Raw genomic sequence first — 14,704 nt, 5'->3', positions numbered from 1 at the left:
CGGTGCCTTTTTCGTTCTGATGGAGCCCTCAGCGGAGGGGCGGGCCATGTCCGGGGATCGCGCGTCGGGCTACGTGACCGAGATAGAGTATACCGGCGGATTCTATCCCGAACTGGGGCCGGTGCGGCTCGGCTTCGCGGCGCAGGCCGCCGGCCTCGGCAGTCCCGATCCCGGACTGCCCTTCACCTATCTGGAACTGGGCTGCGGCCAGGGACGCTCGACGGCGCTTCATGCCGCATCCCTGCCCCACGGCCGGTTCTTCGCCGCCGACCTGAACCCCGCCCATATCCGGAACGCCCGGGCGCTCTCCGAATCGGCCGGCCTCGCCAACGTGACCTGGCTGGAACGGAGCTTCGCCGAGCTGCTGGACGAGGATCTGCCGGATCTCGACTTCATCACGCTGCAAGGCGTCTATTCCTGGATCAGCGCGGAGAACCGCCGGCATGTGGCCGAGCTGGTCCGGCGGCGACTCAAGCCGGGCGGCCTGGTCTATCTGAGCTACAACGCCCTGCCCGGCTGGACCGCAGCGGCGCCGCTCCGCCGGCTCATGGCCGACCATGCCTCCCTCGGCACCGGGCCGCTGGAAGGCCGCATCCGCGACGCGGTCGGGTTCGCCGGCGCCCTACGCGACGCTGGGGCGCGCTATTTCGAACGCAATCCCGCCGCGGCGTCCCGCCTCGACCAGATCGCGGAGAAGTCGCCGGCCTATCTGGCCCACGAATATTTCAACCGGGACTGGACGCTGTTCTACTTCGCCGACGTCGCGGCCGAGATGGCGGAGGCCGGGCTGGGCTTCGCCGGATCGGCCCACCTGATGGACCGGGTCGAAGCCCTGACGATCCCGGCGGCGGCACGGCCGGCCTTGGCCGGTATCCACGACCCGACATTCCGCGAGACGGCGAAGGACTTCATCACCGGTCAGCCGTTCCGGCGCGACGTTTTCGTCCGGCCGGGAGCCCGGCCGGCCCCGGACCCCGTCCTGGCCCTTGTCACGCCGCGCGAGGCCTGTCCCGGCCGCGTCGCGGTCCCGGCCGGCGATTTCCGGATGGAGGGGGCGGTCCATGGTACCGTGCTGGACACCCTGGCGGGGGAACCGCAGCCGCTTTCGAGCCTGCTCGCCCTGCCGGCCCTGGCCGAACGGGGACATGGCCTGGGGCTGGAGGCGGTCATGACGCTGGTAGGGCTGGACCTGATCGGCCCCGCGCTGCCGCGGGCGGGCCTGCCCGGACGGCTGGCCTCGACGCGCCGCTTCAACGCGGCGATGCTGGACAGGCAGAGGGCCGGCCTGGAAAGCTCGGTCCATCTGGCGTCGCCGGTACTGGGGAGCGGCGTCGAGGTCAACCTGCTGGAAGGCCTGACCCTGTCGGCATGGCGGGACGGGGCCGGGGATCCGGCCCGGTTCGTCTGGAACGTGCTGGCCGGACGGGGCCAGCGCCTCGTCAAGGATGGCAGGACGCTGGAGAGCGAGGCCGGCAACCTGACGGAGATCGCGGAGCGTATCGAAGCCTTCGCGGCGGGGCGCCTGCTGGTGCTGAGCCAGCTGGGCGTCGCCGAGTGACGCGCGTCGTCAGGCTTCCGCGGCCAGCAGCCGGCGCGCGGTTTCCGCGTCGGCCAGGATCTGCTGCTTCAGCGCGTCGAAGCTCTCGAACTTGCGTTCCGGCCGGATGAAATCGATCATCTGCACCCGCAGGTGCCGGCCATAGAGGTCGCCGGAAAAGTCGAACAGATGGACCTCCAGCAGTTCCTTCAGGCCGTCGACCGTCGGTCGCCGGCCGAGATTGGCGACGCCGTCCGTCCAGACCGTCTGCGGCCCCTGGTCGATGCCGGCGCGCACGGCATAGACTCCGTAACGGGGGCGCAGATACTCTCCCAATTCCAGGTTGGCGGTCGGGAAGCCGATGGTGCGGCCCCGCTGGTCGCCATGCTCGACCCTGCCCTCCAGCTCCCAGGGGCGGCCCAGGACGACGGCGGCTTCCCGGGGATTCCCCGCGGCCAGGAGGTCGCGCACGCGGGTGGAGGAGAATACCCCGCCCGCGGCGTCGGCGGCGGGCTTCACCTCGGTCACGCCGAAGTCCGCGATCCGTGCCGCCTGGTATAGGAAACCGACGTCGCCGCCGCGCTTGTGGCCGAACACGAAGTCATAGCCGGCCACCACGTGGCTGGCACCCAGTCCGGCCAGCAGCACCTCGTCGACGAATTGCTGCGCCGTCCGTTGGGAGAACGTCTGGTCGAAATGGATCACGAACAGCAGATCGACCCCGAGATCCTCGATATGCCTGGCCTTGGTGCGGAAGGGAGTGAGGCGGAACGGCGCGTCGGCCGGCCGGAACAGGCTGCGCGGATGGGGTTCGAAGGTGAGCACGGCGAGCGGCTTGCCGCTGGCCCTGGCGATGTCGGCGGCGGTGCCGATGACGATCCGGTGACCGCTATGGACGCCATCGAAGTTGCCCAGCGCCACCACGGCGCCGCGCGCGTCCTCCGGCAGGTCTGTATAGTGTCTGAATAGTCTCATACCGGGCACCCCCTCGCCGCCCGGACCTCGATTAGCTCAAAAGAACAAGGATGTATATAGGCGGCGAGCGGCGCGTGGTAAGCGCGCCGAGCCCGGTGGCCCACGGTCCCCGGGGAGCGGACCTCCCGTCCGTCACATGCGCGAGGGGACCATCAGCAGGGCGTCGCCGTCGATCACCACGTTGCCCGCCACGGTGCAGACCGTCTTGACCGCGACGCGCCGCTTCTCGGGGAAGACCTCGGTGACGGTGACGCGCGCCTGCACGGTGTCGCCCGGCTTGACCGGCGCCTTGAACTTCAGGTTCTGGCTCAGATAGATGCAGCCGGGGCCGGGCAGCTTGGTGCCGAGCACGGTCGAGATCAGGCTGGCGGTCAGCATGCCATGGGCGATGCGGCCCTGGAACATGGTGGTGCTGGCGAATTCCTGGTTGAGATGCACCGGGTTGGTGTCGCCCGAAACGCCGGCATACAGCACGATGTCGGCGTCGGTCACGGTCCGCGCGTATACGGCGGACTGGCCGACGAAGAGGTCCTCGAGAAAAAACCCGGTCAGGCCGTCGTTGGCACCGCGCACGTCATCCATAATCCGACCTCTTCCAATTCCTATTGCACACGGATTGTGCATCACGAAGCTGTTTTTTCGCAATGCGGCATAACCGCGCCCAAGCCACCATCCCATAAGACTTATGAAGGAGAGGTTAGTTCCCGATACCTGTTGAATCGGCCCGGCGCGTTTGACTTTCCGGCTACCCGAGCAACCGTCTATCGGATCCGCCGCACTTCCCGTCAGGGACTCCCGGCACTTCAAAGGATGGCACAGCATGAGTCACGGCTTCGCTCTCATCACCGGCGGCACCACCGGCATCGGCGCCGCCTTCGCCAGGCTGCTTCCGGAAAGCACCAACCTGCTGCTCGTCGCACGCAACGAGGAGAGGCTCTCCGAACGGCGCGCCGAGCTGGAGAGGTCGGGCCGCACGGTGGAGACGGTCGCCGCCGATCTTTCCACGCGTGAAGGCCGCGACAAGCTGCTGGACAAGGCGTCCGAATGCGAGATCGACCTGCTGATCAACAATGCCGGGGCGGGCCGCTTCGCCCGAGTCCTGGACAACGACCCGGACGACGAGCTGGCGACGGTGGAACTGAACGTCGTCGCCCCGACCGTGCTGACCCGCGCGCTGCTGCCGGGCATGATCGAGCGCGCCCGGCGCGATGGCCGGCGGTGCGGGCTGATCCTGGTGTCCAGCACGACCGCCTTCCAGCCGATCCCGCTGCTCACGACCTATTCGGCGACCAAGTCCTTCGTGCTGGCCTATGGCGAAGGCCTTCGGGAGGAGACGAGGCGCGACCCGCTGGATCTGCTGGTGCTCTGCCCCGGCGCCACCCGCACCGAGTTCAGCGAGCGCTCCGGCTTCGACCTGGGGAAGCTTCCAGGCGCCGACGACCCGATGAAGGTCGCCCGCGAGGGGCTGGAGAACCTCGGCCACCGCACCGTCCATGTGGTCGGCATGGGCACGCGGGCGGCGCTGACGCCCTTCCTGATCCCGCGCCGCATCGCGACCACGGGTGCCGGGGCGATCATGTCGATCCTCGGCAAGGCCAACCGGCTGAAGCCGCGCCAGATGTGACGCCGGATCACCCGGCGCGCAGGGCGTGCCACAGGGTGCTGACGGCGAAGCCGATGAACATCACCCCGGTCGCGCGGATGATCCAGATCTCCCCCGACCGGTACAGGCGGCGCAGCGGCGGCGTTCCCACCAGCCAGATCAGGATGGCGTCCGCGACCAGGAACCCCGCGAACACCGCGCCCAGCAGGAGCGGCGCGTTGGCCGCGGTCAGGGACTCCAGGTCCTGGGCCAGCAGCGCCGTGAAGACGGACAGGGTGACCGGATAGCTCTTGGGATTGGTGACCCCGAACATCAGGCCGCGGGCCAGGGGCCGCCGGACGGAGGTGGAGACCTGCCCGGAGGCGTCGCGCCGGACCAGGACGGCGCGGGCTCCGAGATAGAGCAGGTATGCCCCGCAGGCCAGCGCCAGCACCTGGAACACGACCGGCGCTATGACCTTGGCGCCGATCAGCGCGGTCAGCGCCAGCATCGCCCACAAGGTATCGCCGACCAGATGCCCGACCAGGAACCCCGCCCCGGCCCGCCGCCCCTGGGCGGCACCGATCCCCAGCAGGGCCAGTACGGCCGGCCCTGGCGTCAGGACGACGATGGCTCCCGCCGTCGCGGCCGCCAGCAGGATCGAGGCTTCCATGGTTTTCCACCTGTCCGTTCAGGGCATCGGTCTTCGAGGATGGCGGCATCCTGCAATTCCTGGAACCTGCGGGCAAGGGCGTCATTCGGTGTTCCGGTCAGGGCACGACGTCGCGTACGCCGCGCTCCATCTGCTCGGAATGCTCGAATCGAGGTTTTGGGTTTAAAACTTTTAATAACTTTTCCCGCCTAACTAGGCCCTGTCTGAAGCTGGCCGGCGAGTCGTGATCGGCTTAGCCATATTCCTGGATGGGCCTGACCTTTGGATGATCGAGATTTGTCGGTCGAGACATTCTTCTCATCGCCGAAACTGGCGATGAACCGAATCCGTTGGCGAACCCGCGATCACTCGGAGTACGCTGCCGCCACCATTCGTTTGGAAACGGCAGGTTTTAGGAAAGGTGCTGACCGCCTTGAATTGACCGCCCACTTGAGGCGAATCCCAAGAAAATTGAACTTCAATCTGCTGTTTTACAACAAGTGTGTATTTCGGCTTGACGTAGAGCCTGCCCGCAGTCATCGGAATTTGCTTACCGGGAAATCAACCTCATGTACACATTGGCAGGCATGGCCTCTCTTCGAAGCACAACCAGATACGAGGACAATGTCGCATGCGGAATGGCTTGACGAATTCTGCCGGAATTGCCATATAATTTACCCATATCCATATCGACCTCCTCCGTATGATAGGGAGCAGCTGAAGCTGGACCTTAAATGAACAAGGTTATGCCAACGGAGGTGGAGCGAATTGCTCGCTCCTTGATTTCCGCAGAAGAGACCAATCTGGGCATCGAGGTAACTACGCCTGTCATATACCCGAATGGCAACTGCGTGACAGTCGTCGTGGAGCAGACGCGATCCGGATTGGCCGTTCACGACGCCAGTTCCGGCGCGATGTTTCTCGCATCCGAAGGTATTCACTTCACCCGCCAGATCGCTAGAAGATTGGCGCCGCTGGTCGCCGATTACGGCTGCAAACTGGACGATGGCCGGGTTGCCAGAAACACCGACAGCACCGATCTTGCTGTGGCCATCGCACTGGTCGCAAATGCATCGCGTCTGGTCGCGGACCATGTTCTAGAAGTCAGACGCCAAACCGAAGTCGAGTTCCGCCATGCCGTCACTGAACGCCTCCGGGAATTCGTCGGAGAAAGGCTGCGCGAGAACGAGACTTTCCACGGTGCCAGCGGACGGGTCTACAGGGTGGCAAACGTGATTCTGGATGCGGAACAAGCGTGCCCCATCGCATTCATCGTATCGCTGGCGTCTCGCGGTACGGTGCCCGCCTGCTTCTCCGAAATGTTCGATCTGAAGAATGCATTCCCAACCGTGGCGAACGAATCAGTGTATGCCGAGCACGGCGACCTCCGTCCGGAAGACAAGGCTTTTCTCGGACAAGTGAGCAAGGTGATCGCCTTCGGCCAGGCTTCGACGGAATTTGCCAAGTTCAAGGCGGCCGTCTGATGATCCTGCACCGTGAGACTGGCGGGAACGTTTCCGGCGAGCAGTGTTGATACCGCCTTGCCAAGTCTTGCGGGATCCTGGCAATCAGAAGTGATCGTCGTTCATCGGAGCCCCCCGTGCCGGACTTGGCCACATCCGCCGCATCCCCAGCCGACCTCGCGGCGGCAGCGCCCGTTCGCCCGGAACCGCCGCCGGCCATCGGCTGGCTGACCCTGCCGGATGGGGCGGTGGTCCGCCATGCCTGCTGGGAGCCCGACGGGGCGCCCCGGGCGACGCTGCTGATGCTGAACGGGCGGTCGGAGTTCATCGAGAAGTACACCGAACTGGCGCGTGACTGGAACGCGCGCGGGTTCCGCGTCTTCAGCCTGGATTGGCGCGGCCAGGGGCTTTCCACCCGGCCACTGCCGCCGCCCCGCCATGAACGGCATTACCTGACCGACTTCGCGATCCTGGAGGAAGACCTGCAGGTCTTCCTGGAACGGGTCGTCGTGCCGCGGCAGGCCGGGCCGCTGGTGCTCTATGCCCATTCCATGGGCGGGCATGTCGCGGCGCGCTACCTTACGTCGGGCTGGCATCATTTCGCCGCCGCCGTGCTGTCGGCGCCGATGGCGGACATCGACACGCAGGGGTTCCCCCGCCCCGTGGTGCGCGCTCTGGCGGCGCTGATGAGCCTCGCCGGGTTCGGCACCGCCTATGCCCTCGGGCAGGGCGACTATGATCCGGACCGGCAGGATTTCGCGACCAACCCCGTCACCCACGACGCGAGGCGCTGGGCGGTCCATCACCAGTGGTTCCGCGCCCATCCGGAACTGCGGGTCGGCGGAGTCACCTGGGCGTGGCTGCACGCGACCTTCCGCTCGGTGGACCTGCTGGCCCGGCCGGAGACGTCGGCGGCCGTCGATCTGCCCATGCTGGTGCTGAGCCCGGTGCAGGACCCGCTGATCCCCCCCGAGGCGCACCGGGACCTGTGCCGGCGCTACCACAAGTGCCGGCTGGTGCGCTACCCCGAGGCCCGGCACGAGATCATGATGGAGGCCGACGATCTCCGCGCGCGGGCCTGGGCCGATATCGACGGCTTCCTGGCCGAGGTGCTGCCGGAAGCGCCCGCCCTACGAGGAGGGATACTCGGCGACGCCGCCATGGGCGCCTGACCAGTCCACCGGGTTGTTCAGGAACTTCTCGACCTCGCCCAGGGTGTGCGTGTCGAAATAATTGTTGTCCTTGGCGACGCGAAGCACGTCCCACCAGGTCGCCAGCGCGTGCAGGCGCACGCCCATGTTGGCCATGTTGGTGCGGCTTTGCGGGAAGATGCCGTAGTGGAAGACCACGAAGGTGTCGGATACCCGGGCGCCGGCATCGCGGAGCGCCTGGACGAAGTTGATCTTGCTCTTGCCGTCGGTGGTCAGGTCCTCGACCAGCAGGGTGCGGGCCCCCTCCACCACGTCGCCCTCGATCTGGGCGTTGCGGCCGAAGCCCTTGGGCTTCTTCCGGATATACTGCATCGGCAGGGCCAGCCGGTCGGCGATCCAGGCGGCGAACGGAATGCCCGCGGTCTCGCCGCCGGCGACGATGTCGATCGACTCGAACCCGACCTCCCGGGCCAGGGTGGCCGCCGCGAAATCCACCACGGCGCCGCGGGCGCGCGGATAGGAGATGATCTTGCGGCAGTCGATATAGACGGGGCTGGCCCAGCCGGACGTGAAGATGAACGGCTTGTCGCCGTTGAAATGCACCGCCTTGATCTCGATCAGCATCTTGGCGGTGAGCGTGGCAATGAAGTCCGGATCGTAGGTCGTGCCGAGCGAGGCGTGGGGCGAGGTCATGGGCGGGGTCCGTGGCAGGAGTCAGAAGTCAGGATTCGGGGACAAGGCGCCAGTCCAGGCGCTCGCCGCTCCGGAAGGGCAGCACGGCGTCGCCGTCGGCGGACAGGACGATGTCGGGGACGGTCTGGCCGGTCCGGTCCAGCGTGATCGTGTCCGGATTGGGATCCAGCCCGTAGAAGCGAGGGCCGTTGAGGCTGGCGAACGCCTCGAACCGGTCGAGCGCCCCCTCCTCCGCGAAGACCTGGGCATAGACCTCCACCGCGGTCGGCGCCGTGAAGACGCCGGCGCAACCGCAGGCGCTTTCCTTGGCGGTGACCGGATGGGGAGCGCTGTCGGTGCCGAGGAAGAACGGCGCCGCCCCCGACGTGGCGGCACGGCGCAGCGCCAGCCGGTGGCGCTCGCGCTTGGCGATCGGCAGGCAATAGAGATGCGGGCGGATGCCGCCGGCGAAGATGTGGCTGCGGTTGATCACCAGATGATGGGCGGTGATGGTGGCGCCCAGCCGGCCGCTGGCGTCGGCGGAGACGAAGTCGGCCGCCTCCTCCGTCGTGATATGCTCGAACACCACCTTGAGCTCCGGATAGCGTTTCAGCAGCGGCGCTAGGACGCGGTCGATGAACACGGCCTCGCGGTCGAAGATGTCCACGTCCTGGTCGGTCACCTCGCCATGGACCAGCAGCGGCATGCCGATGCGCTGCATCCGCTCCAGCACGCCCGCGACCTTGTCCAGGTCGGTCACGCCGTGGGCCGAGTTGGTGGTGGCGTGCGCCGGGTAGAGCTTGACCGCGGTGAAGACGCCTTCCTCGTGGCCGCGGGCGATCTCGTCCGGATCGGCGCCGTCGGTCAGGTAGCAGGTCATCAGCGGCTGGAAGGTCGAGCCTTCCGGCAATGCATCGCGGATCTCCGCCGCGTAGCGCTTCGCCTGATCCACGGTGGTGACCGGCGGCTTGAGGTTCGGCATGATGATGGCGCGGCCGAACTGACGGGCGGTGAAGGGCAGCACCGCCTTCAGCATGGCGCCGTCGCGCAGATGCAGGTGCCAGTCGTCGGGACGGCGTATGGTGAGGCTGTTCGGCGTGTCTGACATCGCATGCGGTCCGCTGACGGGGGGATCTTCCGGCATTCGCCTCAGCGGGTTTTAGAGGCTTTGCGCGGCTGGCTCAACCGGCATAGGCGGTGGTCTGGTTTGCGCAGGACATCGGAAGCCGCTAGATTGCCGGCCCTGTTGAAGCTCCCCGAAAAATCCGGCCCCCGAAGAAAACCGACATGAGCCTGATCCAAGCCAAGACCCCGCCGGGCGTGATGGAACTGCTGCCCAAGGACCAGATCGCTTTCCAGCGCTTCCTGGACACCATCCGGCGCGGATACGAGCGCTTCGGCTTCCTGCCGGTGGAAACCCCCGTGTTCGAGACGGTGGACGTGCTGCTGACCAAGACCGGCGGCGAGACCGAGAAGCAGGTCTATTTCGTCCAGTCCACCGGCGCGCGGCAGCAAGGCAAGGACGCCGAGCTGGCGTTGCGCTTCGACCTGACCGTGCCGCTGGCCCGCTATGTGGCCGAGCACGAGCACGACCTGGCCTTCCCGTTCCGCCGGTATCAGATGCAGCGGGTCTATCGCGGCGAGCGGGCCCAGAAGGGGCGGTTCCGCGAATTCTACCAGTGCGACATCGACGTGATCGGCAAGGACACGCTGCCGGTCGCCTATGACGCCGAAATGCCGGCGGTGATCTACCATGTCTTCCGCGAACTGGACGTCGGTGGCTTCACCATCAACTTCAACAATCGCAAGATGCTGGCCGGCCTGTTCGAGACCTTCTCGATCGAGGACGGCGAGCGGCGCAAGCTGGCGCTCCGCGAGATCGACAAGCTGGACAAGATCGGCCGCGACAAGGTGATCGAGAGCCTGTCCGGCGAGGGGATCGGGTTGGACCGCGAGCTTGCGACGCGGTTGCTGGACGCCATCGGCCTGACCGGCACCAATGCCGAGATCATGGCGGCCCTGGGCGCCATGGCGGGCAGGAGCGACCTGTTCGCCCAGGGGTTGGCGGAGCTGGACGCCGTGCTGGCCGGCCTGAAGGCGTTGAAGGTCCCGGAGGAGTTCTACCGGATCAACCCGGCCATCGCGCGCGGGCTGGACTATTACACCGGCACGGTCTACGAGACCTTCCTGAACGACTTCCCCGGGGTGGGCAGCGTCTGCTCCGGCGGGCGCTACGACAATCTGGCGAGCCACTACACCAAGTCGAGGCTGCCGGGCGTCGGCATCTCGATCGGCGCCACCCGGCTGTTCTACCAGCTGAAGGAGGCGGGCGTCATCAAGGGCGACGGCAGCACCAGCGCCGTCCTGGTGACCCAGCTGGACCCGGCGCTGTCCGCCGACTATCTCGCGATCGCCGCCGAGTTGCGCGACGCCGGGATCAACACGGAGGTGCAGTTCGAAGCCTCCAAGATCGCCAAGCAGCTCAAATACGCCGACCGCGCCGGCATCCGCTTCGCCGTCCTGATGGGCACCGACGAGCAGGCACGCGGCACGGTGACGCTGAAGGACCTGGGCAAGGGCGAGCAGCACGACGTGCCGCGGGCGGAACTGGCAGAGCGGGTGCGCGGCTTGATCGATGGCCAGAGATAACGGCGATGGCCGGAGATGATCCCGGCGGTATCTCCGGCCTTCGGCGCTTTCGGTGGCCATCCTTGGCATGAATTGACCTCGCCGGCTCCGTGCCACGGACGGCGCAATCCGGCTTACGGCGGGGTCATGTCTTCCGTCACTTGGTCGCGCAAACCCGGAAATAGCCGGTGTTCCAATGGGTCCAAACGCCGTCCGGCTCCATTGCCTTCCAGGCGCCGAACAAGGGAACCCCTCGCACGAGGTTGAGGGTGATCGTGGTGCTCGTCAGCTCGATCGTGACCGGATTGGCGTCATCTTTCTGGCTCCACATCCGGGCGCAGCTGTACGCGGCCACCTTGTCGGGCGAGAACATGACGGAGACGAAGGCGGGAATGGCCACGCTGCTTGTCACGATAGTGGAATCGACGGACATTGAAATGTCATTTCTTGATTTCTTCATGGTAGTGCAGAGCGACTATACACTTCCTATCCGCCTAAAATATTTCAAGAATACAATTACTATAGAAACATGAATTCGACTTCTGAAACCATCTAATCTGCTTCATACGATGGTGTTTATACTACGGGTCAAACTAATGATAGTCTCATGTCAACAGCATTGAGGATCGGTAGTCGAGTTCCGGCAGAGATGTCGGACGTTTACAGCCTGGCATTGGAGCGGTCCCCGGTCAGGTCGATCCGCCCGAGACAGCTGATCCGATGCGTTGCGCCATGGGCGCAACCTACGATCGTCGGCCCGCATCACCTCCGCCCTGCATCGAGCCGTAGGTTGCGCCCATGGCGCAACACAGTGCGGCGAGTGATACGGCAGGCTGCGAGGACCGGAGCGGTTCAACCTGATCGAGGACCGCTCTAACGTTCCAAACTGGTAAAGTTTCAATGCCGGTCGTATCATAGATAAAGATGGTATCGGCCGGTTGATATAAAGATGACTATCAGTAGATCTGACAGCATATCGGCGCAATAAGATAAGCTAAAAGATAAACTTTTAAATTGTTATTCAGACGTCGGTGAAGCGTCAATCGATGACCTCATTGCCAGCCGCCCGTCCACCAGACTGACCCGCCGGCTGGTCTGCGCCGCCAACCCCTCGTCGTGGGTCACCGTGATCACCGTCGTGCCCGTCTCGCGCGTCAGCCGGGCGAAGATGTCGAAGACCGTCTGGGCGCTCTTCGTGTCCAGGTTGCCGGTCGGCTCGTCGGCCAGGATCACCCGCGGCCGGTTGGCGAGCGCCCGCGCTATGGCGACGCGCTGGCGTTGTCCGCCGGAAAGCTGGGACGGCAGCTTGGAGGTTTGGTCGCCCAGCCCCAGGTCTTCCAGCAGACCTTCGGCACGCTTCCGCAACTCCGTCTCCGGGCTGCCGCCGAGCTTGCGCATGGGGATCATCACGTTGCCCAGAACCGTGAATTCCGGCAGCAGGAAATGGAACTGGAAGACGAAGCCCAGCTTGGACAGCCGCAGCGCCGCCAATTCGGCGGCATCGGCCTCCGCGGTGTCGCGGCCTTCCAGGAGGATCGAGCCGGAGGTCGGCCGGTCGAGCAACCCCAGCAGATAGAGCAGCGACGATTTGCCGGAGCCGGAGGGGCCGGTGATCGCGACGAACTCCCCCTCCCCGATGGCGAGGTCGATGCCGTCGACCAGCGTCACCGGGACAAGGCCGGGCAGCACGCGGCCGACGCCCCTCGCCTCGACCACCGGCTTCATGCCGCACCGCGGATGATGTCAACCGGGTTCGCGCCCGCTGCGCGGCGCGCCGGTATCCAGGCCGCCACGCCCGACGCCGCCAGGGAGAACAGACCGCCGATCCAGTAATGGGTCAGCGACCATTCCAGGAAGAAGCGGTCGTTGCGGACCATGCCGCCGACATCGAACCGGATGCTGGCGAGCAGCGACGTCAGCCCGAAGCCGATCAGCCAGCCCAGCACCGCGCCGATGACTCCGATCATCAGTCCCTGCATCAGGAATGTCCGGCGGATGTCGGACTCGGTCAGGCCGATGCTCTTCAGGATCGCGATGTCCCGAGACTTCTCGTACACCACGGTCGAGATGATGTTGAAGATGCCGAAGGCCGCGACCACCATGATGGCGCCGACGGTGGAATACATGATGGCGTTCTGGATCCTGAAGACGCCGAACACGCCCTCGTTCGCCTCCTGCCAGCTTTCGGCCCGGTAGCCGTAGAGCGACTCGATCCGGGCCGCCACCTCGCGGGCGTCGTCCACCCGGTCCAGGCGGATGCGGATCTGGTTGATCACGTTGGCCCTGGATTGCAGGATCTGGGCCTTCTTCAGCAGGATATAGGCCTGCCCCTCGTCGAGGTTGACGATGCCGGTACGGAACAGCCCGACCAGCTTGACCCGCAGGATCACCCCGGCCGGCGAGATCGCGTTGAGGCTGTCGCCCATCTTGGCACCCAGCTTGTCCGCCAGCCCCACGCCCATCACGATGCCGTTGGCGGCGCTGGACAGGTCGGCGAGGCGGCCTTCGACCATGTCCTGCTCCAGCTGGGTGACGCGCACCTCGCGCTCCGGCACGATGCCGATCAGGCTGGCGCTCTGGTCGGCGCTGCCGTAGCGCAGGATCACCTGCCCGGTCAGCGACGGGGCCACCCACAGGCCCGGCCACTCCGACAGCGCCGCGACGAGGGTGCCGGCCTTGCGGATGCCGCGAATCTCGTTCCGCGGCTTCAGCCCGTGAAGGGCCACGGCGCCGCCGGGGAAGGCCGCGGCGACGGGCTGGACCGCCGGCTCCCGGAACTGGTCGCGCACGGTGATGTGGGGCGACGCGTTGATCACGGTATCGACGAAGTAGCTCTGGAAGCCCTGCATCAGCGCCGCCATGGCGATGAAGAACCCCACGCCCAGCGCCACGCCCATGACGGACACGATCGTCTGCCGCTTGCGGCCCAGAATATGGGTCAATGCCAGATCGAGGAGAAGCGGGCGCGGCATGGCGGCCCCTCAGGATCGCTGCCGATTCGGCCGGACCGACGAACCGTCGGCCAGCCCCGGCGGCGGGTCCAGCACCACGGTCTCCCCTTCCGCCAGGCCCTCCCGGATCTCCACGACGCCCTGCCCGACCACGCCCATGACGACGGGCCGCCGCTCCGCGCGTCCGTCCCGCACCACGAAGAGATGGCCGGCGGACAGGGCGGACTGGGGCACCAGCAGGGCGGCATCCTCCCGGCGCACCACGATGTTGGTCTCCACCGTCATGCCGATCATCAGCGGCGTGTCCGGCGGCAGGGCGATCCGGACCCGATAGCTCTTGTTGACCGGATCGCCCTTCGGCGTGATGTCGGCCACCGTGCCGTCCAGGACGCGGCCGGCGAAGGCGTCGGCCTTGATAAGGGCCGGCTGGCCGGAGGATATCTGGGGGATGTCCTCCTCGTCCACCTCCGCCTCGATTCGCAGGGGGCTGGGCTGGCCGATCCAGAACAGGACGTCCTCGGGCCGGGCGATCTCCCCGATCTCGCCGTCGCGGCGCAGGACCATGCCGTCCATGGGCGCCCTCAGGCGATGGTCCTCGACCCGCTGGCGGGCCGCGTTGAGGGTGGCGGCTGCCTGGTCGAGCTGGCTGCGGGCTCGCTCCTCCACCTGCGTCGTGGTGACGCCCCGCCGCGCCAGTTCGGACACCCGGTCGAGTTCGGACCGCAGGAAGCGCAGTTCGGCTTCGAGCTGGGCGACCGCGGCCCGGTGCTCGCGGTCGTCCAGCCGCATCAGGATCTGGCCGGTCTTGACCGCGTCGCCCTCGAACGCCTCGACCGAGGCGATCCGGCCGGTGCCGAGCGGCTGGACCTTGGCCCAGGAGACCGGCTCCACCGTGCCGCTGGCATAGACCGCCTCGACCGCCGGCCCGCGGCCGACCGTCGCCGTCGCGACCGCGGGAACCCCGTAAAGATACTGGAACAGACCCAGGGCGAGGATGGAGCAGGCCAGGAGGAAGGTGGTTATGAGGAATCCGCGCCTGATCCTGTGCATCTATCCGCCGACATGATCGTTCAAGCCTCCGGCATCCTCCTAT

Annotated in this window: 15 protein-coding genes; 5 read left to right on the top strand and 10 right to left on the bottom strand. The window is 66.4% G+C overall.

The window, feature by feature from the left end; translation table 11 throughout:
* The first annotated feature begins 46 nt into the window (after window positions 1-46).
* Window positions 47-1,558, top strand: coding sequence for a class I SAM-dependent methyltransferase (locus IGS68_RS06815; protein WP_201078357.1), 1,512 nt, complete (start codon window positions 47-49; stop codon window positions 1,556-1,558).
* A 9-nt stretch (window positions 1,559-1,567) separates the two neighbouring features.
* On the opposite strand, the gene IGS68_RS06810 is transcribed toward IGS68_RS06815, so the two are convergent.
* Together IGS68_RS06810 and IGS68_RS06805 are read right to left on the bottom strand one after the other, a co-directional pair.
* Window positions 1,568-2,512 (bottom strand): bifunctional riboflavin kinase/FAD synthetase, encoded by a 945-nt coding sequence (locus tag IGS68_RS06810; protein WP_201078355.1) that lies wholly within the window; start codon window positions 2,510-2,512, stop codon window positions 1,568-1,570.
* Window positions 2,513-2,644: 132 nt separating this feature from the next.
* Complete coding sequence (locus tag IGS68_RS06805) at window positions 2,645-3,094, bottom strand: MaoC family dehydratase (RefSeq protein ID WP_201078353.1); 450 nt, start codon at window positions 3,092-3,094, stop codon at window positions 2,645-2,647.
* A 238-nt stretch (window positions 3,095-3,332) separates the two neighbouring features.
* On the opposite strand from IGS68_RS06805, the gene IGS68_RS06800 reads away from it, so the two are divergent.
* Entirely contained in the window at window positions 3,333-4,136 is an 804-nt protein-coding gene (locus tag IGS68_RS06800) for an SDR family NAD(P)-dependent oxidoreductase (protein WP_201078351.1), read from the top strand.
* A gap of 7 nt (window positions 4,137-4,143) precedes the next feature.
* On the opposite strand, the gene IGS68_RS06795 is transcribed toward IGS68_RS06800, so the two are convergent.
* A complete protein-coding gene (locus IGS68_RS06795; RefSeq protein WP_201078349.1) occupies window positions 4,144-4,767 on the bottom strand; it encodes a LysE family translocator in 624 nt (207 codons plus the stop codon).
* A gap of 297 nt (window positions 4,768-5,064) precedes the next feature.
* On the bottom strand, window positions 5,065-5,286 hold the full coding sequence (locus IGS68_RS06790) for a hypothetical protein (protein WP_201078347.1): 222 nt from the start codon (window positions 5,284-5,286) through the stop codon (window positions 5,065-5,067).
* A 194-nt stretch (window positions 5,287-5,480) separates the two neighbouring features.
* Here IGS68_RS06790 and IGS68_RS06785 point away from each other — a divergent pair, with 194 nt between their 5' ends.
* Window positions 5,481-6,230 (top strand): hypothetical protein, encoded by a 750-nt coding sequence (locus IGS68_RS06785; protein ID WP_201078345.1) that lies wholly within the window; start codon window positions 5,481-5,483, stop codon window positions 6,228-6,230.
* Between the two features lie 116 nt (window positions 6,231-6,346).
* Complete coding sequence (locus tag IGS68_RS06780) at window positions 6,347-7,381, top strand: alpha/beta hydrolase (protein WP_201078343.1); 1,035 nt, start codon at window positions 6,347-6,349, stop codon at window positions 7,379-7,381.
* Here the strand turns inward: IGS68_RS06780 and IGS68_RS06775 are convergent.
* The gene (locus tag IGS68_RS06775; RefSeq protein ID WP_201078341.1) at window positions 7,340-8,053 is read right to left on the bottom strand and encodes an orotate phosphoribosyltransferase; all 714 of its coding nucleotides are present in this window, start codon (window positions 8,051-8,053) and stop codon (window positions 7,340-7,342) included. The genes IGS68_RS06780 and IGS68_RS06775 overlap by 42 nt on opposite strands.
* 28 nt (window positions 8,054-8,081) lie before the next feature.
* Complete coding sequence (gene pyrC, locus IGS68_RS06770) at window positions 8,082-9,140, bottom strand: dihydroorotase (RefSeq protein WP_201078339.1); 1,059 nt, start codon at window positions 9,138-9,140, stop codon at window positions 8,082-8,084.
* A gap of 179 nt (window positions 9,141-9,319) precedes the next feature.
* Here pyrC and hisS point away from each other — a divergent pair, with 179 nt between their 5' ends.
* A complete protein-coding gene (gene hisS, locus IGS68_RS06765) occupies window positions 9,320-10,681 on the top strand; it encodes a histidine--tRNA ligase (RefSeq protein ID WP_201078337.1) in 1,362 nt (453 codons plus the stop codon).
* A 136-nt stretch (window positions 10,682-10,817) separates the two neighbouring features.
* Here the strand turns inward: hisS and IGS68_RS06760 are convergent, their stop codons facing one another.
* The 4 genes from IGS68_RS06760 to IGS68_RS06745 form a co-directional block, all read right to left on the bottom strand.
* Window positions 10,818-11,093: a hypothetical protein gene (locus tag IGS68_RS06760; protein WP_201078335.1), complete on the bottom strand. Its 276-nt coding sequence runs from the start codon at window positions 11,091-11,093 to the stop codon at window positions 10,818-10,820.
* 584 nt (window positions 11,094-11,677) lie between these two features.
* Entirely contained in the window at window positions 11,678-12,385 is a 708-nt protein-coding gene (locus IGS68_RS06755; protein WP_201078333.1) for an ABC transporter ATP-binding protein, read from the bottom strand.
* Complete coding sequence (locus tag IGS68_RS06750) at window positions 12,382-13,632, bottom strand: ABC transporter permease (RefSeq protein WP_201078331.1); 1,251 nt, start codon at window positions 13,630-13,632, stop codon at window positions 12,382-12,384. The genes IGS68_RS06755 and IGS68_RS06750 overlap by 4 nt, the downstream gene beginning before the upstream one ends.
* A gap of 9 nt (window positions 13,633-13,641) precedes the next feature.
* The gene (locus tag IGS68_RS06745; RefSeq protein ID WP_201078329.1) at window positions 13,642-14,661 is read right to left on the bottom strand and encodes an efflux RND transporter periplasmic adaptor subunit; all 1,020 of its coding nucleotides are present in this window, start codon (window positions 14,659-14,661) and stop codon (window positions 13,642-13,644) included.
* Between the last annotated feature and the right edge of the window lie 43 nt (window positions 14,662-14,704).

Source organism: Skermanella sp. TT6 (assembly GCF_016653635.2).
Lineage (GTDB): Bacteria > Pseudomonadota > Alphaproteobacteria > Azospirillales > Azospirillaceae > Skermanella > Skermanella cutis.
The sequence above is the reverse complement of the archived record's forward strand: the minus strand, read 5'-3'. Positions and strand labels throughout refer to the sequence as shown.

Coding starts and splice junctions, on each gene's coding strand:
- IGS68_RS06815 (WP_201078357.1), top strand. CDS start 47: ATGTCCGGGGATCGCGCGTCGGGCTACGTGACCGAGATAGAGTATACC.
- IGS68_RS06810 (WP_201078355.1), bottom strand. CDS start 2,512: ATGAGACTATTCAGACACTATACAGACCTGCCGGAGGACGCGCGCGGC.
- IGS68_RS06805 (WP_201078353.1), bottom strand. CDS start 3,094: ATGGATGACGTGCGCGGTGCCAACGACGGCCTGACCGGGTTTTTTCTC.
- IGS68_RS06800 (WP_201078351.1), top strand. CDS start 3,333: ATGAGTCACGGCTTCGCTCTCATCACCGGCGGCACCACCGGCATCGGC.
- IGS68_RS06795 (WP_201078349.1), bottom strand. CDS start 4,767: ATGGAAGCCTCGATCCTGCTGGCGGCCGCGACGGCGGGAGCCATCGTC.
- IGS68_RS06790 (WP_201078347.1), bottom strand. CDS start 5,286: ATGACTGCGGGCAGGCTCTACGTCAAGCCGAAATACACACTTGTTGTA.
- IGS68_RS06785 (WP_201078345.1), top strand. CDS start 5,481: ATGAACAAGGTTATGCCAACGGAGGTGGAGCGAATTGCTCGCTCCTTG.
- IGS68_RS06775 (WP_201078341.1), bottom strand. CDS start 8,053: ATGACCTCGCCCCACGCCTCGCTCGGCACGACCTACGATCCGGACTTC.
- pyrC (WP_201078339.1), bottom strand. CDS start 9,140: ATGTCAGACACGCCGAACAGCCTCACCATACGCCGTCCCGACGACTGG.
- hisS (WP_201078337.1), top strand. CDS start 9,320: ATGAGCCTGATCCAAGCCAAGACCCCGCCGGGCGTGATGGAACTGCTG.
- IGS68_RS06760 (WP_201078335.1), bottom strand. CDS start 11,093: ATGTCCGTCGATTCCACTATCGTGACAAGCAGCGTGGCCATTCCCGCC.
- IGS68_RS06755 (WP_201078333.1), bottom strand. CDS start 12,385: ATGAAGCCGGTGGTCGAGGCGAGGGGCGTCGGCCGCGTGCTGCCCGGC.
- IGS68_RS06750 (WP_201078331.1), bottom strand. CDS start 13,632: ATGCCGCGCCCGCTTCTCCTCGATCTGGCATTGACCCATATTCTGGGC.
- IGS68_RS06745 (WP_201078329.1), bottom strand. CDS start 14,661: ATGCACAGGATCAGGCGCGGATTCCTCATAACCACCTTCCTCCTGGCC.